Source organism: Bradyrhizobium amphicarpaeae (assembly GCF_002266435.3).
Lineage (GTDB): Bacteria > Pseudomonadota > Alphaproteobacteria > Rhizobiales > Xanthobacteraceae > Bradyrhizobium > Bradyrhizobium amphicarpaeae.
The window spans coordinates 144,303-163,108 of sequence record NZ_CP029426.2; the positions used below are offsets into that span (position 1 = coordinate 144,303).

At 66.0% G+C, this 18,806-nt stretch carries 17 protein-coding genes; 10 read left to right on the forward strand and 7 right to left on the reverse strand.

Annotation, left to right across the window (positions count from 1 at the left end):
- Positions 1-65: 65 nt before the first annotated feature.
- The 4 genes from pheS to CIT40_RS00700 all read left to right on the forward strand — a co-directional run bounded on the left by pheS (position 66) and on the right by CIT40_RS00700 (position 4,862).
- A complete protein-coding gene (gene pheS, locus CIT40_RS00685) occupies positions 66-1,148 on the forward strand; it encodes a phenylalanine--tRNA ligase subunit alpha (RefSeq protein WP_094894126.1) in 1,083 nt (360 codons plus the stop codon).
- A 71-nt stretch (positions 1,149-1,219) separates the two neighbouring features.
- Positions 1,220-1,690, forward strand: coding sequence for an endonuclease domain-containing protein (locus tag CIT40_RS00690; RefSeq protein WP_094894125.1), 471 nt, complete (start codon positions 1,220-1,222; stop codon positions 1,688-1,690).
- The gene (gene pheT / locus CIT40_RS00695) at positions 1,687-4,095 is read left to right on the forward strand and encodes a phenylalanine--tRNA ligase subunit beta (RefSeq protein WP_094894124.1); all 2,409 of its coding nucleotides are present in this window, start codon (positions 1,687-1,689) and stop codon (positions 4,093-4,095) included. Before CIT40_RS00690 ends, pheT begins: the two co-directional genes overlap by 4 nt.
- Complete coding sequence (locus CIT40_RS00700) at positions 4,092-4,862, forward strand: sulfite exporter TauE/SafE family protein (protein WP_094894123.1); 771 nt, start codon at positions 4,092-4,094, stop codon at positions 4,860-4,862. Before pheT ends, CIT40_RS00700 begins: the two co-directional genes overlap by 4 nt.
- 8 nt (positions 4,863-4,870) lie before the next feature.
- Here CIT40_RS00700 and CIT40_RS00705 read toward each other — a convergent pair whose 3' ends face one another.
- On the reverse strand, positions 4,871-6,259 hold the full coding sequence (locus tag CIT40_RS00705) for a flavin monoamine oxidase family protein (protein WP_094894122.1): 1,389 nt from the start codon (positions 6,257-6,259) through the stop codon (positions 4,871-4,873).
- A gap of 192 nt (positions 6,260-6,451) precedes the next feature.
- Between CIT40_RS00705 and CIT40_RS00710 the strand changes: the two genes are divergently transcribed.
- The gene (locus CIT40_RS00710) at positions 6,452-7,429 is read left to right on the forward strand and encodes a YiiX/YebB-like N1pC/P60 family cysteine hydrolase (RefSeq protein WP_094894121.1); all 978 of its coding nucleotides are present in this window, start codon (positions 6,452-6,454) and stop codon (positions 7,427-7,429) included.
- A 135-nt stretch (positions 7,430-7,564) separates the two neighbouring features.
- Here CIT40_RS00710 and CIT40_RS00715 read toward each other — a convergent pair whose 3' ends face one another.
- A complete protein-coding gene (locus CIT40_RS00715; RefSeq protein ID WP_018645028.1) occupies positions 7,565-7,840 on the reverse strand; it encodes a metal-sensitive transcriptional regulator in 276 nt (91 codons plus the stop codon).
- A gap of 61 nt (positions 7,841-7,901) precedes the next feature.
- On the opposite strand from CIT40_RS00715, the gene CIT40_RS00720 reads away from it, so the two are divergent.
- From CIT40_RS00720 to CIT40_RS00730, 3 genes are all read left to right on the forward strand, one after another.
- Positions 7,902-10,352, forward strand: a complete 2,451-nt coding sequence (locus CIT40_RS00720) for a heavy metal translocating P-type ATPase (RefSeq protein WP_094894120.1) — start codon at positions 7,902-7,904, stop codon at positions 10,350-10,352.
- A gap of 135 nt (positions 10,353-10,487) precedes the next feature.
- Positions 10,488-10,934, forward strand: coding sequence for a nickel-responsive transcriptional regulator NikR (gene nikR, locus CIT40_RS00725; RefSeq protein WP_094894119.1), 447 nt, complete (start codon positions 10,488-10,490; stop codon positions 10,932-10,934).
- 298 nt (positions 10,935-11,232) lie between these two features.
- The gene (locus CIT40_RS00730) at positions 11,233-11,973 is read left to right on the forward strand and encodes a sulfate transporter family protein (protein WP_094894118.1); all 741 of its coding nucleotides are present in this window, start codon (positions 11,233-11,235) and stop codon (positions 11,971-11,973) included.
- Between the two features lie 6 nt (positions 11,974-11,979).
- On the opposite strand, the gene CIT40_RS00735 is transcribed toward CIT40_RS00730, so the two are convergent.
- From CIT40_RS00735 to nth, 3 genes are read right to left on the reverse strand one after another with little or no spacing between them, the layout of a single operon-like run.
- The gene (locus CIT40_RS00735) at positions 11,980-13,608 is read right to left on the reverse strand and encodes an MFS transporter (protein WP_094894117.1); all 1,629 of its coding nucleotides are present in this window, start codon (positions 13,606-13,608) and stop codon (positions 11,980-11,982) included.
- On the reverse strand, positions 13,595-14,731 hold the full coding sequence (locus CIT40_RS00740; protein WP_094894115.1) for an HlyD family secretion protein: 1,137 nt from the start codon (positions 14,729-14,731) through the stop codon (positions 13,595-13,597). The genes CIT40_RS00735 and CIT40_RS00740 overlap by 14 nt, the downstream gene beginning before the upstream one ends.
- A gap of 34 nt (positions 14,732-14,765) precedes the next feature.
- The gene (nth, locus tag CIT40_RS00745) at positions 14,766-15,518 is read right to left on the reverse strand and encodes an endonuclease III (protein ID WP_162307801.1); all 753 of its coding nucleotides are present in this window, start codon (positions 15,516-15,518) and stop codon (positions 14,766-14,768) included.
- Positions 15,519-15,540: 22 nt separating this feature from the next.
- On the opposite strand from nth, the gene CIT40_RS00750 reads away from it, so the two are divergent.
- Together CIT40_RS00750 and CIT40_RS00755 are read left to right on the forward strand one after the other, a co-directional pair.
- Positions 15,541-16,071 (forward strand): DUF2244 domain-containing protein, encoded by a 531-nt coding sequence (locus CIT40_RS00750; protein ID WP_094894114.1) that lies wholly within the window; start codon positions 15,541-15,543, stop codon positions 16,069-16,071.
- 54 nt (positions 16,072-16,125) lie between these two features.
- Complete coding sequence (locus CIT40_RS00755; protein WP_094894113.1) at positions 16,126-17,022, forward strand: methylated-DNA--[protein]-cysteine S-methyltransferase; 897 nt, start codon at positions 16,126-16,128, stop codon at positions 17,020-17,022.
- Positions 17,023-17,131: 109 nt separating this feature from the next.
- On the opposite strand, the gene CIT40_RS00760 is transcribed toward CIT40_RS00755, so the two are convergent.
- Complete coding sequence (locus CIT40_RS00760) at positions 17,132-17,755, reverse strand: 2,3-bisphosphoglycerate-dependent phosphoglycerate mutase (RefSeq protein ID WP_094894112.1); 624 nt, start codon at positions 17,753-17,755, stop codon at positions 17,132-17,134.
- Positions 17,756-17,835: 80 nt separating this feature from the next.
- Positions 17,836-18,651, reverse strand: a complete 816-nt coding sequence (gene dapB, locus CIT40_RS00765; protein WP_094894111.1) for a 4-hydroxy-tetrahydrodipicolinate reductase — start codon at positions 18,649-18,651, stop codon at positions 17,836-17,838.
- Positions 18,652-18,806: the final 155 nt, after the last annotated feature.

Genomic DNA, 18,806 nt, shown 5'->3' on the forward strand with positions numbered 1-18,806 from the left:
CGGCGCCATGCCGGGTGTGACGGGCTAGGATCATCGGCTCAGCATCCTGGCCAAAAGGGATTGCCATGACCGATCTTGCCCAGCTCCAAGCCCAGATCATCGCCGACATCGCCGCCGCTGCCGACGAGGCCGCGCTCGAAGTCGTGCGTGTCGCAGCCCTCGGCAAGAAGGGCTCGATTTCCGCGCTGCTGGCAACGCTCGGCAAGATGTCGCCGGACGAACGCAAGACGCAGGGCGCGGCGATCAACCAGGCCAAGGACGAGGTCACCCAGGCGCTCGCCGCACGGCGCGACGTTCTGAAATCGGCGGCGCTCGATGCGCGTCTCGCGTCCGAGACCGTCGACGTCACGCTGCCGCTGCGCGATGCGCCGACGGAAGCCGGCCGCATCCATCCGCTGAGCCAGGTCTGGGACGAGCTGACAACGATCTTCGCCGACATGGGATTCTCGGTGGCCGAAGGCCCCGACATCGAGACCGACGATTACAACTTCACCAAGCTGAATTTTCCGGAAGGCCATCCGGCGCGCGAGATGCACGACACCTTCTTCTTCCATCCGAAGGAAGACGGCTCGCGCATGCTGCTGCGAACCCACACCTCGCCGGTGCAGGTGCGCACCATGCTGAGCCAGAAGCCGCCGATCCGCGTGATCTGCCCGGGCCGCACCTACCGCATCGATTCGGACGCGACCCACACGCCGCAATTCCACCAGGTCGAAGGCCTCGTCATCGACAAGACCTCGCATCTCGGCCACCTCAAATGGATCCTGCACGAGTTCTGCAAGGCATTCTTCGAGGTCGACCACATCAACATGCGCTTCCGCCCGTCGTTCTTCCCGTTCACCGAGCCGTCGCTGGAAGTCGACATCCAGTGCCGCCGCGACAAGGGCGAGATCCGCTTCGGCGAAGGCGAGGACTGGCTCGAGATTCTCGGCTGCGGCATGGTGCACCCGAACGTGCTGCGCGCCTGCGGCATCGATCCCGACGAGTACCAGGGCTTCGCGTGGGGCATGGGCATCGACCGCATCGCCATGCTGAAATACGGCATCGCCGATCTGCGCCAGCTGTTCGACAGCGACGTCCGCTGGCTGAGCCATTACGGCTTCAAGCCGCTGGAAGTGCCGACGCTGGCGGGAGGATTGAGCGCGTGATCAGCCATACGAAGACTCTCTCGGTTCCCTCCCCCCTTGTGGGGGAGGGTCAGGGAGGGGGGTAGCCGCGGATGCCGCACGCAGTTGTGAGCGAACGCCAGCGCAGCCGGGCCAAGCAGCTTCGGCGAGCGATGACGTATGCCGAAACACTGCTGTGGCGCTACCTGAAAGCTGACCGCATGGACGGTGTTGGCATCCGCCGCCAAACGCCGATTGGAAATTACATCGCCGACTTCGTGTGCTTCTCCTCGAAGCTCATCATCGAGCTTGATGGAGAATCCCACGATTTCGAGGAACGCCAAAAGAAGGACGGGCGTCGCGACGCCTTCTTCGCAGCCGAGGGCTTTCGGGTGCTGCGCTTCACCAACGATGAGGTCATGACGAACCTCGAGGGAGTTGTTGAGGCAATTCGCCAAGCAGCTGCCGCCGGCGCCCGCGGCTCACCCCCCTCCCTGACCCTCCCCCACAAGGGGGGAGGGAACATCGATACCGCCCAAGATCACTCCGCAATCACCGACAAGAGCCGAGGCAAACAGCCATGAAATTCACCCTCTCCTGGCTGAAGGATCATCTCGACACCGACGAGCCGCTCGACGCACTCGCCGACAAGCTCACCATGATCGGGCTCGAGGTCGAGAACATCGAGGACAAGGCGAAGGCGCTCAAGCCGTTCACCATTGCGAAGGTGATCTCGGCGGAGCAGCACCCGAATGCGGATCGGCTGCGCGTCTGCATGGTCGATACCGGTCACGGCGCGGCGCCGGTGCAAGTCGTCTGCGGCGCGCCGAATGCGCGCAGCGGGCTCGTCAGCGTGTTCTCGCCGCCCGGCACCTACATTCCCGGCAAGGACATCACGCTCGGTGTCGGCACCATCCGCGGCGTCGAGAGCCGCGGCATGCTGTGCTCGGCGGCCGAGCTGCAGATCTCCAACGACCATGACGGCATCATGGAATTGCCGGCCGACGCGCCGATCGGCGCTGCTTACGCCGAATGGGCCGGCCTCGGCGATCCCGTGGTCGAGATCAATCTGACGCCGAACCGTCAGGACTGCACCGGCGTGCACGGCATCGCGCGCGACCTCGCCGCCGCCGACATGGGCAAATTCAAGGACCCGACGATCAAGCCGGTCAAGGGCGAATTTCCTTGTCCCGTGCAGGTCACGGTCGAAGACGCCACGCTGTGTCCGGGTTTCGCGATGCGCCTCGTGCGCGGCGTCAAGAACGGCCCATCGCCGGAATGGCTGCAGAAGCGGCTGACCGCGATCGGGCTGCGTCCGATCAACGCGCTGGTCGACATCACCAACTTCATGACCTACGACCGCGCGCGGCCGCTGCACGTGTTCGACGCCAGGAAGGTGAAGGGCAATCTCGTCGTGCGCCGTGCCCGTGACGGCGAGACGCTGCTCGCGCTGGACGGCCGCACCTACAATCTCGATCCCGCGATCTGCGTGATCGCGGACGAGCACGGCGTGGAATCGCTCGCCGGCATCATGGGCGGCGAAGCCTCGGGCTGTGACGACGAAACCACCGACGTGTTAATCGAATCGGCGCTGTGGAACGAGATCAACATCGCCCAGACCGGCCGCAAGCTCGGCATCAATTCGGACGCGCGCTACCGCTTCGAGCGCGGCGTCGATCCGGCCTTCATGGTGCCGGGGCTGGAGCTCGCGACCAGGCTGGTGATGGAGATGTGCGGCGGCACGCCGTCCGAGACCGTCGTGGCCGGCAAGGCCTTTGGCGAGGATCGCGTGATCGATTTCCCGCTCACCGAGGTGAAGCGCCTCTCCGGCATCGAGGTGACGCAACCCGAGATGAAGCGCATCTTGACCCATCTCGGCTTCATGATGGCGGGCCCCGGCCCGGTGGTGAAAGTCGCGGTGCCCTCGTGGCGTTCCGACGTGCACGGCAAGGCCGACATCGTCGAGGAGATCGTCCGCATTGTCGGCGTCGACAAGGTGCCGATGACGCCGTTCGAGCGGGGCGAGGACGCGCGCAAGCCGGTGCTGACGCCGCTTCAGCAGCGAACCCGGCGCGCCAGGCGCGCGCTCGCAAGCCGCGGCGTCATCGAAGCGGTGACCTGGTCGTTCATCACGAAATCCGCGGCAAAGCTGTTCGGCGGCGGCCAGCGCGAGTTGGAAGTCGCCAACCCGATCGCGGCGGATCTCTCCGACATGCGTCCGACGCTGCTCGCGGGCCTGATCGCGGCGGCACAGGCCAACGCCAACCGCGGCGTCAGCGATGTCGCGTTGTTCGAGGTCGGCCAAATTTTCAAGGGCGACCGCCCGGAGGATCAGTTCACGGCCGCAGCCGGCGTGCGCCGCGGCTTTGCCTCCTCGGAAGGTCTGGGTCGGCATTGGTCCGGCTCGGCCCAGGCTGACGTTTTCGACGCCAAGGCGGATGCGCTGGCCGTGCTGGCAGCCGCCGGCGCGCCGATGCAGGCGCTGCAGATCGTCGCCGGCGGCCCCGCATGGCTGCATCCGGGCCGCTCCGGCACGATCCAGATCGGGCCGCAGAACGCGCTCGGCCATTTCGGCGAGGTGCATCCCAGAGCGCTCGAGGCGCTCGGCGCCGACGGTCCGCTCATGGTGTTCGAGGTGATCCTCGACCGCATCCCCGAGGCGAAGAAGAAGCCGACCCGCGCCAAGCCCGTGATCGAGCTCTCGGCATTCCAGCCTGTCACGCGCGACTTCGCCTTCATCGTCGATCGCAGCGTGAAGGCCGGCGACATCGTGCGGGCCGCGCAGGGTGTCGACAAGAAGTTGATCACCGGCGTGAACGTGTTCGACGTCTACGAGGGCAAGGGCATCGACGACGGCAAGAAATCCATCGGCATCGCCGTGACGATCCAGCCGCGCGAGAAGACGCTGACCGATCAGGAGATCGAGGCCGTCGCCGCGAAGATCGTGGCCGAGGTCACGAAGAAGACCGGCGGCACTCTTCGCGGATGACGCTGACGGATTTTCTTCCGAAGGACGTCAACCTCAGCATCGCGATGGCGCTCTGCGCCGTCGCGTTCGTTTCCGGTACCGCACGCGGCTTCTCCGGCTTCGGCTCCGCGCTGATCTTCATGCCGCTGGCGAGCAGCATCGCCGCGCCGCGGCTCGTCGCCGCCTTGCTTCTGGTGATTGATTTCGTCGCGGCCGCGCCGCTGCTGCCGGATGCGTGGCGGAAGGCGGATCGCAAGGCAACCGCCGTGATCGTGCTGGGCGCGCTGGTCGGCGTTCCCGTCGGCACCTATTTCCTCAGCGTGCTCGAGCCCGTCACCACGCGCTGGATCATCTCCTGCTTCGTCGCGGCGCTGCTGCTCCTGCTGCTGTCGGGATGGCGCTATCGCGGCAAGGACCACGCCTGGCTTTCGGTCGGCATCGGCGGCCTCTCGGGCTTCTGCAGCGGCCTCGCGCAGACCGGCGGCCCTCCGATCGTCGGCTATTGGCTCGGCCGCCCGATCGCACCGATCGTCGCGCGCGCCAATATCGTGCTGTTCTTCGGCGCGTCCGATTTCTTCTCGCTAATCAGTTACGCGACCACAGGCCTGATCAGCCGCGAATCGCTTGTGCTCTCGCTGATCGTCGGCCCGGTCTACGCCATCGGCGTCGCGTTCGGCGCCTCGCTGTTCGGACGCGCGAGCGAGAAAGTGTTTCGTGCGATCTGCTACGCGCTGATCGCGATTGCGGTGATCGCGGGGCTGCCGGTGCTGGACGGGGTGTTGCGCTAAATCCCCGCCTACTGTCGCGGCGTGCGGCGCCGCTTCGTCGACTGCGTCGGCACATCCGCAGGATCGTCCTTGAGCGCACCGATCTTGCGCAAGGCTGCGTCCGCGGCGCGCTCACCGCTTTCCCAGGCGCCGTCGACGGTGCCCCACAGCGTCTCGTGCGTGGCCTCGCCCGCGAGGAACACATTGCCGATCGGCTCGCTCAGGATTTTTCGCGACAGCTGGCCGCCGGGGGCAGCCGCCGACATCGCGCCCATCACGAAGGGCGAGGCGTTCCAGCGCGTGGCGCTGGTCTTCCCGACGGCAGAAGCGGCTTCGCTGCCGAACAATTTGGTGATCCACTCCCTGGCAAAGGCAGCCATCGCCTTCTCGCCCTGCTCGGAGAGATCGCGGCCGAACGAGCCGCCGACATCGATCGAACACAGCGAGGAGCCGCCGATATTGGCGAACATCAGCGCCGTGCGGGTCGAATTGCTCTGCTCGATCAGGATATCGTCGCGCGACAGGCCGAGCGGATTGCCCGGCAATTGCAGCACGATGCGATCATAGCTGCCGAGGCCGAGCTTCGAGGCCGCGTCCAGCGTGCGTTTGGGAATGTCGGGCGTGAACTTGATCGCGCCCGATGTCAGCACGTTGGTCGAGACCGTGACGATGACGGCGCGTGCGGCGATCTTCCCTGCTGGCGTCTCCACGTTGACGTCGCGATTGCTCCAGCTGATACGGCTCGCCGGCGTCGACAGCGCCACCGGCGCCTGTTCGCCGAGCTTCGTGATCAGCGTGCCCAGGCCCTGACGACAGACGATCGCCGCGTTGCGGTCCTGCGCACGCCCCTTGTCGATCGCGGACAGCTCCTTCAAATCCTTGCCGGCGAAGCTCGCGCCCAGCATGAACTCGGCCGCGCCGGCCCAATCGCCGAGATCCTTCGGCAGCACGGAGGCGCAGGACGTGTCCAGCTTGGCCCGCGAGGCATCGTCGATGGCGCGGTTGGCGCGCACCAGCGCCGCCAGGAATTGCTCGGTCTCGCCCGCGCGCGCGTTGCGGCGGCCGATGCGCATCTTCTGGCCCGTTGGCGCCGGCAGCACGTCCAGCCCGACGCTGCGCGCCAGCCGGATCATCGGATTGGTGTCAGGATTGTGCATCAAGCGCGCACCGCGGTCGAACGGCACCTCAAAGGTGGTTCCGTCGGTGATACAGCGGCCGCCGATCTGCGATGCCGCTTCCATCACCACGACCTTGCGGCCGGTCGCCATGATGCGCCGCGCTGCGGCGATTCCCGCGGCCCCGGCGCCGATCACGACGATGTCCGCCTCGCGCGGCAGGGGCGCGGCGTTTGCACGCAGGACCGGCATTGCGGCAAGGCCCGCCGACGCGACAAGGAAATCGCGGCGCGTGATTGTCATGTCATGGTTTCCGAGGACTTGCGGCGAACGGGAACAGTCAGCGAACTTTGCCGCATCTGATGTTGCACGGCAACCATCATGGTGAATCAATCGTGCTTGATGTCACGGAGTGATGAACCGAATTGCAACAGGTTTAGACCATGATAGAGAAGGGAAAAAGACGGCCGCAAAAGGCCGTGGGGGGAGTTGGAAATGGGGACGGTCCTGGATTCAGTCGGCAAGCTGATTGCCGCGTACCTCTCAAAGGAGGTGCCGGGCTACGAGCCGTTCACGCCGAGCGACCCGGAGCACCTGCGCGGCGTCATCGAACCCGGCGACGTGCTGCTGGTCGAGGGCAACAACCGCATCTCCGGCATCATCAAATATCTCACGCAGTCGACCTGGTCGCATGCTGCGCTTTATGTCGGCCCGGTCGAGGGCGCCGAAGAGCCCGACGGTGAGCCCCACGTGCTGATCGAGGCCAATATCGGCGAAGGCGTCACCTCCGCGCCGCTGTCGAAATATTTCCCCTATCACACCCGCGTCTGCCGTCCGGTCGGGCTGTCCTATGAGGACCGCACCACGGTCTGCCGCTATGCGATCAACCGCATCGGCTTCGGCTACGACACCAAGAACATCGTCGACCTCATGCGCTTCCTGTTCCCGCTGCCGGTGCCGCAGCGCTGGCGGCGGCGCATGATCGCGATCGGCTCGGGCGATCCGACCAAGATCATCTGCTCGGCGCTGATCGCGCAGGCGTTCGATGCCGTGCGTTACCCGATCCTGCCGAAGATCACCAAGGCCGGCAGCCGCGCCGCCCGCCGCGAAATCCTGCATATCCGCGATTCCTCGCTCTACATGCCCCGCGACTTCGATATCTCGCCCTATTTCGAAGTCGTCAAACCCACCATCGTGCACGGGTTCGACTACACCGCGCTGCACTGGGCCGACAAGCAGAAGCCGCTCGAGGAGGTAGCGGGCTCATTCGGTGTGTTTCCAGAAACGTTCATGGCGCCGCCGCTCGTTCCTGAAGCGGTTGACGAAGAGGCGCCGTCTGAGATTCCGGCTGAGCAAATGAGCGCGTGCGTTGCGGAGGCGAGCGCCGCCTTCTCCGAGCATTTCGTGCAGCTGAGCGAACTTGCGACGTACCGCGCAAGGCGCCGCGGAGACATGTACGAGATCGCGGCGTAAATCTCGCTGTAGCGCGGTGCGATCACGCTTCCACAACCGTCATTGCGAGGAGCGGAACGACGAAGCGATCCAGAATCCCTCCGCGAAAGATTCTGGATTGCTTCGCTGCGCTCGCAATGACGGCGGAATACCGATCTACCGCTCCGCCCGTCCGATCACCGCCATCAACTCCGCGATCTTCGCGCGCTGGTCGGCCTTGTCGCCGCTCGATATCGCGTGCTCGACGCAATGGGCGACGTGGTCCTTGAGGACCTCCTCCTCGACCCGGCGCAGCGCGGCACGCACCGCCGAGATCTGCGTCACGATGTCGATGCAGTAGCGGTCTTCCTCTACCATTTTCGAGAGACCGCGAACCTGGCCCTCGATCCGGCCGAGACGTTTTCCGACGGATGCCTTGATGTCCTTGCGCATGGCGTCTATATACCCCTACCGGGTATGGGTTGCAAGACCTGGGCACCGCTGGAGCAGGACAATGAACAATCCCGAACACGGGCATCACCACGACGCAACCGCTCACGCCGGATGCGGCTGTTCGAGTCACATGGCGACGCCAGCCGCCAAGCCCGCGGCCTCCTCCTGCTGCGGCGGACACGGCGATCATTCCGGCCACTCTCATGATCACGGTGACACCGCGACCAAGGTCAAAGACCCCGTCTGCGGCATGAGCGTCGATCCTGCGACCTCGAAGCACCGCTTCACACATCACGGCGAGACCTTCCATTTCTGCTCGGCCGGCTGCCGCACCAAGTTCGCGGCCGATCCCGCCAAATATCTCGCGAAAGAGAAGGCGCCCGAACCCGAAATGCCGGCGGGCACGATCTACACCTGCCCGATGCATCCGGAGATCCGTCAGGTCGGCCCCGGCAGCTGCCCGATCTGCGGCATGGCGCTGGAGCCCGAGATGGCGAGCCTCGACACCGGTCCCAACCCGGAACTCGCCGACATGATGCGGCGGTTCTGGATCGGCGGCGCGCTCGCGTTACCGGCCGTGGTGCTGGAGATGGGCGGCCATCTCGCCGGTCCGCACAACTGGATCGATCCTACCCTGTCGAACTGGATCCAGCTCGCCTTCGCCACACCGGTCGTGCTGTGGGCCGGCTGGCCGTTCTTCGTTCGCGGCTGGCAATCGCTGCTGACGCGCAACCTCAACATGTTCACGCTGATCGCGATGGGCACCGGGGTGGCCTATGTCTACAGCATCATCGGCACCGTCGCGCCGCAGGTTTTTCCTGCCGATTTCCGCGGCCATGGAGGTGCGGTTGCCGTCTATTTCGAGGCGGCTGCGGTCATCACCGTGTTGGTGCTGCTCGGCCAGGTGCTGGAGCTGCGTGCCCGCGATGCGACGTCCGGCGCGATCAAGGCGCTGTTGCAGCTCGCGCCCAAGACCGCGCGCCGCGTCGAGCATGACGGCAGCGAGCACGAGGTCGAGATCGACACGCTTCACGCCGGCGACCGCTTGCGCGTTCGCCCCGGCGAGAAGGTGCCGGTCGACGGGAGCATCCTGGAAGGACGCTCCTCGCTCGACGAATCCCTGGTCACCGGCGAGTCCATGCCTGTTACCAAGGAGACCGGCGCCAAGGTCATTGCCGGCACGCTGAACCAGTCCGGCAGCTTCATCATGCGCGCCGACAAGGTCGGTCGCGAGACGCTGCTGTCGCAGATCGTGCAGATGGTTGCGGACGCGCAGCGCTCGCGTGCGCCAATCCAGCGGCTGGCCGATCAGGTCGCGGGCTGGTTCGTGCCCACCGTCATCGCCGTCGCGATCGCCGCTTTCGGCGCCTGGGCCTGGTTCGGACCGGAGCCGCGGCTGGCCTTCGGCCTCGTTGCCGCCGTCAGCGTGCTGATCATCGCCTGCCCCTGCGCACTGGGCCTCGCGACCCCGATGTCGATCATGGTCGGCGTCGGCCGCGGCGCGCAAGCGGGCGTGCTGATCAAGAACGCCGAGGCGCTGGAGCGGATGGAGAAGATCGACACGCTGGTGGTCGACAAGACCGGAACGCTGACCGAGGGCAAGCCCAAGGTGGTCTCGATCGTGCCGGCGTCAGGTTTTGTGGAAGACGACATCCTCCGGCTTGCGGCCAGCGTCGAGCGCGCCAGCGAGCATCCCCTGGCTGACGCGATCATGCGCGCGGCCAAGGAGAAGCAGCTTGCGCTCGGTCAGGTCGAGCAGTTCGACTCGCCGACCGGCAAGGGCGCGACCGGCAAGGTCGACGGCAAGACCATCGCGCTCGGCAATGCCGGATATCTCGCCTCGCTCGGGATCGACACGACGACACTCCACGCCGAGGCCGAACGGCTGCGCCAGGACGGGGCCACCGTGATCAACATGGCCGTCGACGGCCGGCTCGCCGGCCTGTTCGCGATCGCCGATCCGGTCAAGGCTTCGACCCCGGAGGCGCTGAAGGCGCTCGCGGCCGAAGGCATCAAGGTGATCATGCTGACCGGCGACAACCGGACCACGGCGGAGGCCGTGGCACGCCGGCTCGGCATCGCCGATGTCGAGGCCGAGGTGCTGCCGGATCAGAAGAGCGCGGTGGTCTCGAAGCTGCAAAAGGCCGGCCGCATCGTCGCGATGGCCGGCGACGGCGTCAACGACGCACCGGCGCTGGCCGCCGCCGAAGTCGGCATCGCCATGGGCACCGGCACCGACGTGGCGATGGAGAGCGCCGGCGTGACCCTGCTCAAGGGCGATCTCGTCGGCATCGTCCGGGCGCGAAAGCTGTCGCAGGCGACGATGAGCAACATCCGGCAAAACCTGTTTTTTGCCTTCATCTACAATGCCGCGGGCATCCCGATCGCGGCGGGCATCCTCTATCCCGCCTTCGGCCTGCTGCTCTCGCCGATCGTCGCCGCGGCCGCGATGGCGCTGTCCTCGGTGAGCGTGGTCGGGAACGCCCTGCGGCTGCGCGCGACGCGGCTGTAACGACACGGCGTAGCCCGGACGGAGCGCAAGTGAAATCCGGGGTCTTGCCCGCATATTGGCACCGTCCCGGATTGCGCTTCGCTCCATCCGGGCTACGGTTCACGGGACACAGGCGAGACGCACGAAGGGGATCTGATGCAGCGAATTACGATCACGATCGAGGACGATCTGCTGGCGGAGATCGACGCCGCGGCGGAAGCGCGCGGCTATCAGAACCGATCCGAGATCATCCGCGATCTCGCCCGCGCTGGCCTGCAGCAGAGCACCGAGGACACCGCGCAAACCGGCCAATGCGTCGCCGGCCTCGTCTATGTCTACGACCACGCCGCGCGCGATCTGTCGAAACGGCTGGTGCAGGAATTTCACGGCCATCACGACCTCGCGCTGGCGACCCTGCACGTCCATCTCGATGACAACAATTGCATGGAGATGACGGCGCTGAAGGGGTCGGCGGACGAGGTCAAGCATTTCGCCGACCACATCATCGCCGAACGCGGCGTCCGCTACGGCCGCGTGGTGATGATCCCGACCGGCGAGGGCAGGCCGGCCAAAGCGCGCAAGCACGGGCACCGGCACGGGTAGTGTTGGCTTAGGAGAGAGTAGCGGTTCTTACCCTCCCCTGGAGGGGGAGGGTCGATCGCGCGCAGCGCGAGCTGGGGTGGGGTGACGGTCTCTCCGCGTCGAGCAGTGCCCGTGGGGAGAGATCACCCCACCCCGTCTCACATTTCGCTACGCTCAATGTGAGCCGACCCTCCCCCTCCAGGAGAGGGTAAGCAAAAGCTCGCACCGCGTTTGCCGGCGACGGCAGGCTAACACCCTCCCTTGCCGAAGCCGCAATCGGTGTCTACCTCTCGCGAAGTGTTTACCTGAGAGGGTCCCCATGCTGGATGCCGCCATCAAGACGCTGTCGCAAATGATCTCGCCGCCGATGCGCTCGATCCTGTGGCGGTCGATCGGGCTAGCGCTCGTGCTGATCACCGTGCTGGCGATCGGCCTGCAGCGGCTGCTGAGCTGGTTTGCGACCTCCGGTGAGGTCTGGCTGGAAGGCCTGCTTGGGCCGGGCTGGCACACGTCCATCGAGGTCTTGTCCTGGATCGTCTCGATCGCGGCGGGCCTCGGCGTCGTGTTCGGCGGCGTGTTCCTGATGCCCGCAATCACCTCGCTGGTGGCGAGCCTGTTCGTCGACGACGTCGCCGACATCGTCGAGCGCGAGCATTATCCCGCCGAGCAGCCGGGCCTCGCGCTGCCGTTCAGCCAGGCGATCTTCGAGGGCATCAAGACCGCGCTCCTGACCATCCTGGTCTATCTGATCGCGCTGCCGCTGGTGTTGTTTGCCGGCGCCGGCTTCCTGGTGTTCTTCCTCGCCGCCGCCTGGCTGCTCGGCCGGGAATATTTCGAGCTCGCCGCGATGCGCTTCCGTTCGCCGGAGGAAGCCAAGGCGATGCGGCGCGACAATGCCGCCACCATCTTCACCGCCGGCCTGTTCATCGCCGCCTTCGTCTCGATTCCGATCGTCAATCTGGCGACTCCGATTTTTGCCATGGCCTTCATGGTCCACATGCACAAGCGGTTGTCAGGCCCGCGGCCCGAGCTGATCGAGCCGGCGCGGCAGATGCGGTGACGCGCTCTACGTTACTTGCATGCCGCACTTCCGCAGCACCGTCTTGGCGAAGCCGAACGGCGCCGGCGTGAACGGACCGGGCGGCGCGCGGGTGATCAGTGCGATGACGCCGAGGGCGGCCACCGCAAGCCAGAAGCAAAGCCAGAAGCCGTCGATATAGGCGAGCACATTGGCCTCGCGCTGCACGAAGCCGGCGAGCGTTCCGACCGCGCGGGCCTGCGCCGATCCTGTCCCATGGGCGGCGAACTGATCGGTGAGCTGCTTCAGAATACCGACCACATCAAGATCGCCGACGCCGAGGTTCTGGCCGAGATAGAAGGAATGGACCTGCTCGCGCACGCGCAGCCACGTCCCCATCAGCGCCACGCCGATTTCGGCACCGCCGAGCCGCATGATCTGGATGTAGGCGGCGAACGAGGTGGCGCGGCTCGGATCTGAGTTCGACAGCAGCGTGATGATCAGCGGCAGCAGGGTCAGCGCCTGCCCGATCGCCTGCAGCAGCACGATGCCGATGAAGTCCTCGCGCGCCCAGTCATGGGTGAGCTGCGTGCCCCAGAGATTGGCGGCGGCGAAGCAGGCGAATCCAGCGATCACCGCGGTCCGCGGATCGAAATGCCGCAGCAGCCAGATCGAGAACGGCACCAGCACGAACATCGGCAGCGCGCCATAGGTGAGCAGCAGCATGCCGCTCTGCTCGGGCCTGAGCTGGGTGATGGTGGCCAGGAAGTTCGGCACCAGCGAGGCGTTGGACAGGCTCGTCAACGTGTAGAGCAGGATCAGGACGAGTCCCAGGCCGATATTGCGCGAGAACAGCACGTTCACATGCGCCCAGGGCTGACGCACCAGCGACTCGTTGATCAGGAAGGCCGCGAGCAGCGCCGCGCCACCGGCGAGCAGCGCCATCACCGTCCCCGAGCCGAGCCAGTCCAGCCGGTTGCCCTGATCGAGCCCGGCATAGATCATCGCGACGCCTGCGCCGAGCAGCAGCATGCCGCCCCAATCGGCCTCGCGCAGCAGCGCGCGGTTCACGGGTTCGTTCGGCGTCCCGAGATAGACCATCAGGCCCATCAACGGCGCGATCACCACACCCTGCCAGTACAGCCATTGCCAGCCGAGATGCTCGACATAGAAGCCGACCAGCGAGCTCGAGGTGTCCAAGGCGAAACCGACGCGGATCGAATAGATCGAGATCGCCGGCAGCCACCAGCGGATCGGCAAATTGCGGAACACGATCATCAGCGTCGCCGGCACGAAGGTGCCGAGCAAAAGGCCGTGCACGACGCTGAGCGTGAGCAGCGTCGGATAGTCGTGCACGAACGGGATGACCAGCGAGATCAGCGCATAGGCCAGGCTCGGAATGCCAAGCACGCGCCGCAGCCCGAACACCGTCGCAAGCCAGGCCACCGCCGGCGCGATGAAGATCTGCGAGCCGATGCCGGCGGTGGAGAGCCAGGCGCCCTCATCGAACGAGAGCGAGAACGCGCCGCGCAGATCAGGCAGACCGACCGTGGTCAGCCGGCTGTCGAAATTAGCGAGAAACGAGCCGAGCAGCACCGCCGCCACGGCGAACAGCGGCTGCGGCGCGACGCTGCCGCGCGAGAGCGGTCCGCGATCGGCGTCGTCATTTTCCGCCATTGCCGTCCCGGGTGTCGATGCGGGTGACGACCGACATGCCCGGCACCAGCCGCGCCAGCAGCGGCTGGCCGTCGTCGAACTGGATGCGCACGGGGATGCGCTGCACCACCTTGGTGAAATTGCCGGTGGCGTTGTCAGGCGGCAGCAGCGCCACCTGCGAGCCCGTCGCCGGCGCGATGCGCTCGACCTTGCCGCGCAGCGTCTCGCGCGGGAAACTGTCGACGGTGATCTCGACCTTCTGCCCCGGCGCCACGTGCGTGAGCTGGGTCTCCTTGTAGTTGGCGATCACATAGACCTGCGGCAGCGGCACCACGTTGATGAGGTTGGTGCCGATATTGACGTAGTCGCCGGGCTGCACCTGGCGTTCGCCGACGACGCCGTCGAACGGCGCCGTGATCTTGGTGTAGCCGAGCTTGAGCTTGGCGCCCGCCAGCGTCGCCTTGGCCGCCGCGACGTCGGCGGCGCGCTGCTTCCGGGTGCCTTGCAGGACCTCGAGCTGGTGTTGCTGGGCCGCGATCACGGCGCGGCTCGCGCGCACGTCGGCCTGCGCCTTGGCGTAGGCCGCGACGGCCTGCTCGAACCTCTGCCGCGTGCCGGATTCGGTCTGCGACAGCGATTGCTGGCGCTCCTGCTCCTGCCGCGCCTCGACCTCCATGGCTTCCGCGGAAAGCCGCGCCGCCTGCGCCTGCGCGATCGTCGCATATTGCAGCTCGATCTGGTTGGCGAGATTGTCGAGGGTCGCCTGCGCGGCGGCGACATTGGCGTCGGCCTGGGCGACCTGGGCCTCGTAATCGGCGGGATCGATCTGGATCAGGAGATCACCGGTCTTGACGCGCTGGAAGTCGGTGACGGCGACGGTCAGAACTTCGCCCGAGACGCGGCTCGACAGCCGCGTCAGCTCGGCGCGCACATAGGCATCATTGGTGGTCTGGATCACGGCATTGCCGACCCATTCGTCGAACCGCAGCGTCGCCAGCGCGACGAAGCCGAGCGCGACGATCACCGCGAACAGCGGAATTGCGAACCGGCTCCACAGCGAGGCGGCCGGCCGCTGCGTCGGCTTCGAGGACGGGGCCGGCGTTGCGGCGGCAGCCGGGGACGGGACTTGTTCCTGTTGACTCACGACATCCCCTCAAGACGCTCTGCTCTCACCGCCGTCACACCGTCTTCTCCGGCCACCGGCAGAGATCGTTGATCAGGCAAACTTCGCAGCGCGGCTTGCGCGCGAGGCAAGTATAGCGGCCGTGCAGGATCAGCCAATGGTGGGCATGCAGCATGAATTCGGCAGGGATCACCTTTTCGAGGCCGAGCTCGACCTCCAGCGGCGTCTTGCCCGGCGCCAGCCCGGTACGGTTGCCGACGCGGAAGACATGCGTGTCGACCGCCATGGTGTGCTCGCCGAAGGCCATGTTGAGCAAGACGTTGGCGGTCTTGCGGCCGGCGCCGGGCAGCGACTCGATCTCGGCGCGCGTGCGCGGAACCTCGCCGCCGAATTCGCTGAGCAGCTTGGCCGACAGCGCGATCACGTTCCTGGCCTTGGTGCGGTAGAGGCCGATGGTCTTGATGTATTCGCGTAACGGCTCCTCGCCGAGATCGAGCATCTTCTGCGGGGTGTCGGCGACCTCGAACAGCGCGCGCGTCGCCTTGTTGACGCCGGCGTCGGTCGCCTGCGCCGACAGCACCACGGCGACCAGCAGCGTGAACGGATTGACGTGCTCGAGCTCGCCCTTCGGCTCAGGATTTGCCTTGCGAAAGCGGCTGAAGGCTTCGTGGACCTCGGCGGGCGTCCAGCGCTTCATCGCCTTGAGCGGCTTCCTGGCGGGCGCGTTGGGCTTCGCGACTTCAGCCTTTGCCTTCTTCTTCGGCACATTCGCCTTGCGCGGAGCCGGCTTGCGGGTGATTTTCGCCATGATCGGGATATACTGAGGGACGATGAGCACAGGCAACGAAATTGAGCGCAGCGATCCTGATCCGCGCGACGTGCAGATCTTCTCCGCGCTGCTGACGCCGCATCGCTCGCTGAACCGCGCCGGCTTCCTCGCCGTGATGCTGTTCCTGAGCGTGGTCAGCTTCGTCACGGGTCTCGTCTTCCTGATGATGGGGGCCTGGCCGGTGTTCGGTTTCTTCGGCCTCGACGTTCTCGTGATCTGGTGGGCCTTCAAGGCCAATTTCCGCGCGGCGCGGGCCAGCGAGGAGATCGTGATCACCGCCTCGGAGCTGCGGGTGCGGCGCGTCAGCCATCGCGGCCAGGTCTCGGAGTGGACGTTCAATCCGCTCTGGGTCCGGCTCGACCAGGAGGTCGACGAGGAATACGGCATCGAGCACCTCTATCTGATCTCGCGCAGGCACCGGCTGCACATCGCCGGCTTTCTCGGGCCTGAGGAAAAGGCGAGTTTCTACAAAGCCTTGGTTAGCGCCCTGAATGCCGCCCGACGCGGCCCGACCTACAATCCGGTGACGTGAGCGCAGTCGGGAATCGGGTGGTTTCCGAGCCGTCCCTCCCCTACATTTCCGGTCATGATGACACTCGCCATACATGACCAGCGCCTGACCAAGCCGGGCCCCCAGAACGCCGCGTTGCGCGATTATGATTCGGTGCGCCGGGCGATCGCCTTCATTTCGGAGAACTGGCGCGCGCAACCGACCATCGAGGCGATGGCGGATGCCGCCGGGGTCACGCCGGATGAGCTGCACCATCTGTTCCGCCGCTGGGCCTCGATCACGCCGAAGGCTTTCATGCAGGCGCTCACCCTCGATCACGCCAAGGGATTGCTGCGGGACTCCGCGAGCATCCTCGACGCCGCGCTCGACTCCGGGCTGTCGGGCCCCGGCCGGCTGCACGATCTCTTCGTGACCCATGAAGCGATGTCGCCGGGCGAATGGAAGAACGGTGGCGCCGGCCTCACCTTGCGTTACGGCTTTCACCCCTCGCCGTTCGGCACCGCGATCGTGATCGCGACCGATCGCGGCCTGTCAGGCCTCGCCTTCGCCGATCACGGTGACGAAAAGGTCGCGCTCGCCGACATGACCCGGCGCTGGCCCAACGCAACCTATGTCGAAGATCACGAAGGCACCGCGCCGCTCGCTGCGCGCATCTTCGACACCAGGCTGTGGCGGCCGGACCAGCCGCTGCGCGTGGTGATGATCGGCACCGATTTCGAGGTGCGGGTATGGGAGACGCTGCTCAAGATCCCGATGGGACGCGCGGTGTCCTATTCCGACATCGCCTGCAACATCAACAGCCCGAAGGCTTCGCGCGCCGTTGGTGCTGCGGTCGGCAAGAACCCGGTCTCGTTCGTCGTGCCGTGCCACCGCGCGCTCGGCAAGAGCGGCACGCTCACCGGTTATCACTGGGGCATCACGCGGAAGCAGGCAATGCTGGGCTGGGAAGCCGGGCAGCTGGGGATGCAGTAAGGCCGATGTCGTAGGGTGGGCAAAGGCGCAAAGCGCCGTGCCCACGATCTCTCTCAAGTCGCTAAAGGGCGTGGGCACGCTGCGCTTTGCCCACCCTACGAGATCTCGCTTAACCCGCCAGATCCAGCTTCGAGGCCACCGTCGAATCCGCGTTGAGGCGGTAGATGATCGGCACGCCCGTCGCCAGCTCGCGCTTCAGGATGCCCTCCGGCGAGAGCTTTTCCAGCACCATGATCAGCGCGCGCAGCGAATTGCCGTGGGCGGCGACCAGCGTGCGCTTGCCGTTGAGCACGCCCGGCAGGATCTCCTGCACGTAATACGGCAATGCCCGCGCCAGCGTGTCCTTCAGGCTTTCGCCGCCGGGCGGCGGCACGTCGTAGGAGCGGCGCCAGATCAGCACCTGGTCCTCGCCCCATTTCTTGCGGGCATCGTCCTTGTTGAGACCCGAGAGATCGCCGTAGTCGCGCTCGTTCAGAGCGAGGTTCTTCGTCGTCGGCAGGCCCTTCTGCCCGAGCTCGCCGAGAATGAGATCGAGCGTGTGCTGCGCGCGTGTGAGCACCGAAGTGTAGGCAACATCGAACTGGAGCCCTTGCGCCTTCAGCTTGCGGCCCGCTTCGGTGGCTTCCTTGACGCCGAGTTCGGTGAGGTCAGGATCCTTCCAGCCCGTGAACAGGTTCTTCAGATTCCATTCGCTCTGGCCGTGGCGCACGAGCACGAGGAGACGTTCACTCATCGACTGCTTTCCATCTGGTTCATTGTTTTGAGCATGATCTTGTCGGAAAACCGCTTCACACTTTTCCGGATCATGCTCGTTCAAATATCAGACAAGCCGAGCACGTCGGCCATGGAGTAATGCCCCGGCTTCTTGCCGTGCGCCCATAGCGCCGCCTTCAGCGCACCATGGGCGAACAGCATGCGATCCTCGGCCTGATGCGTCAGTGTCAGGCGCTCGAACGGGCCGAGGAAGGTGACGCTGTGATCGCCGGCGACGGTGCCGCCGCGCAACGAGGCGAATCCGATATTGCCCGGCCTGCGCGCGCCGGTGATCCCGTCACGGCCGCGTTCGGAATGTTCATCGAGGGTGACGCCGCGACCGCTCGCTGCGGCCTGCCCCAGCATCAGCGCAGTGCCGGATGGCGCATCGACCTTCATGCGATGATGGGTCTCGACGATCTCGATATCAAAATTCTGGTCGAGCGCCTTGGCGACGCGCTTGACCACCGCGGCCAGCAGATTGACGCCCAGGCTCATATTGCCCGACTGCACCACGACGGCGCGGTTGGTGACGCTCTTGATCACGGCATTGTCTGAGCCGGACAATCCGGTGGTGCCAACGACGTGGACGATTCCCCGCTCCGCGGCGATCGCGACGTTGGCGATGGTCGCCGCCGGCACGGTAAAATCGAGGATGCCGTCGGCTTCCTTCGACATCGCCCAGAGGTCGGCAGAGAGCTTGATGCCGTTGGCCGGCAGGCCCGCGAGCACACCGGCATCCTTGCCGAGCAGCTCCGAACCCGGCATCTCCAGCGCGCCCGCCAGCACCGCGCCTTTGCTCTCGCCAATCGCCCGCACCAGCGCGCGGCCCATCCGGCCACCGGCTCCAGCAACAATCAGGCGCATGTCGGACATGGTGTGATCCTCTCACGGCCGTTGTAGCGGGGGCGCGCAGTTCCGGCAACCGAGGGGAGATCAGGCGTGGCAGGCGTGCTCTTACCCTCCCCTGGAGGGGGAGGGTCGCTGGGCATGCAGCGAAGCGGAATGCACAGCGGGGTGGGGTGACAGTC

Excerpts from the sequence above, each read along its gene's own strand:
- pheS (WP_094894126.1), top strand. The coding sequence starts at position 66 with ATGACCGATCTTGCCCAGCTCCAAGCCCAGATCATCGCCGACATCGCC.
- CIT40_RS00690 (WP_094894125.1), top strand. The coding sequence starts at position 1,220 with ATGCCGCACGCAGTTGTGAGCGAACGCCAGCGCAGCCGGGCCAAGCAG.
- pheT (WP_094894124.1), top strand. The coding sequence starts at position 1,687 with ATGAAATTCACCCTCTCCTGGCTGAAGGATCATCTCGACACCGACGAG.
- CIT40_RS00700 (WP_094894123.1), top strand. The coding sequence starts at position 4,092 with ATGACGCTGACGGATTTTCTTCCGAAGGACGTCAACCTCAGCATCGCG.
- CIT40_RS00705 (WP_094894122.1), bottom strand. The coding sequence starts at position 6,259 with ATGACAATCACGCGCCGCGATTTCCTTGTCGCGTCGGCGGGCCTTGCC.
- CIT40_RS00710 (WP_094894121.1), top strand. The coding sequence starts at position 6,452 with ATGGGGACGGTCCTGGATTCAGTCGGCAAGCTGATTGCCGCGTACCTC.
- CIT40_RS00715 (WP_018645028.1), bottom strand. The coding sequence starts at position 7,840 with ATGCGCAAGGACATCAAGGCATCCGTCGGAAAACGTCTCGGCCGGATC.
- CIT40_RS00720 (WP_094894120.1), top strand. The coding sequence starts at position 7,902 with ATGAACAATCCCGAACACGGGCATCACCACGACGCAACCGCTCACGCC.
- nikR (WP_094894119.1), top strand. The coding sequence starts at position 10,488 with ATGCAGCGAATTACGATCACGATCGAGGACGATCTGCTGGCGGAGATC.
- CIT40_RS00730 (WP_094894118.1), top strand. The coding sequence starts at position 11,233 with ATGCTGGATGCCGCCATCAAGACGCTGTCGCAAATGATCTCGCCGCCG.
- CIT40_RS00735 (WP_094894117.1), bottom strand. The coding sequence starts at position 13,608 with ATGGCGGAAAATGACGACGCCGATCGCGGACCGCTCTCGCGCGGCAGC.
- nth (WP_162307801.1), bottom strand. The coding sequence starts at position 15,518 with ATGGCGAAAATCACCCGCAAGCCGGCTCCGCGCAAGGCGAATGTGCCG.
- CIT40_RS00750 (WP_094894114.1), top strand. The coding sequence starts at position 15,541 with ATGAGCACAGGCAACGAAATTGAGCGCAGCGATCCTGATCCGCGCGAC.
- CIT40_RS00755 (WP_094894113.1), top strand. The coding sequence starts at position 16,126 with ATGATGACACTCGCCATACATGACCAGCGCCTGACCAAGCCGGGCCCC.
- CIT40_RS00760 (WP_094894112.1), bottom strand. The coding sequence starts at position 17,755 with ATGAGTGAACGTCTCCTCGTGCTCGTGCGCCACGGCCAGAGCGAATGG.
- dapB (WP_094894111.1), bottom strand. The coding sequence starts at position 18,651 with ATGTCCGACATGCGCCTGATTGTTGCTGGAGCCGGTGGCCGGATGGGC.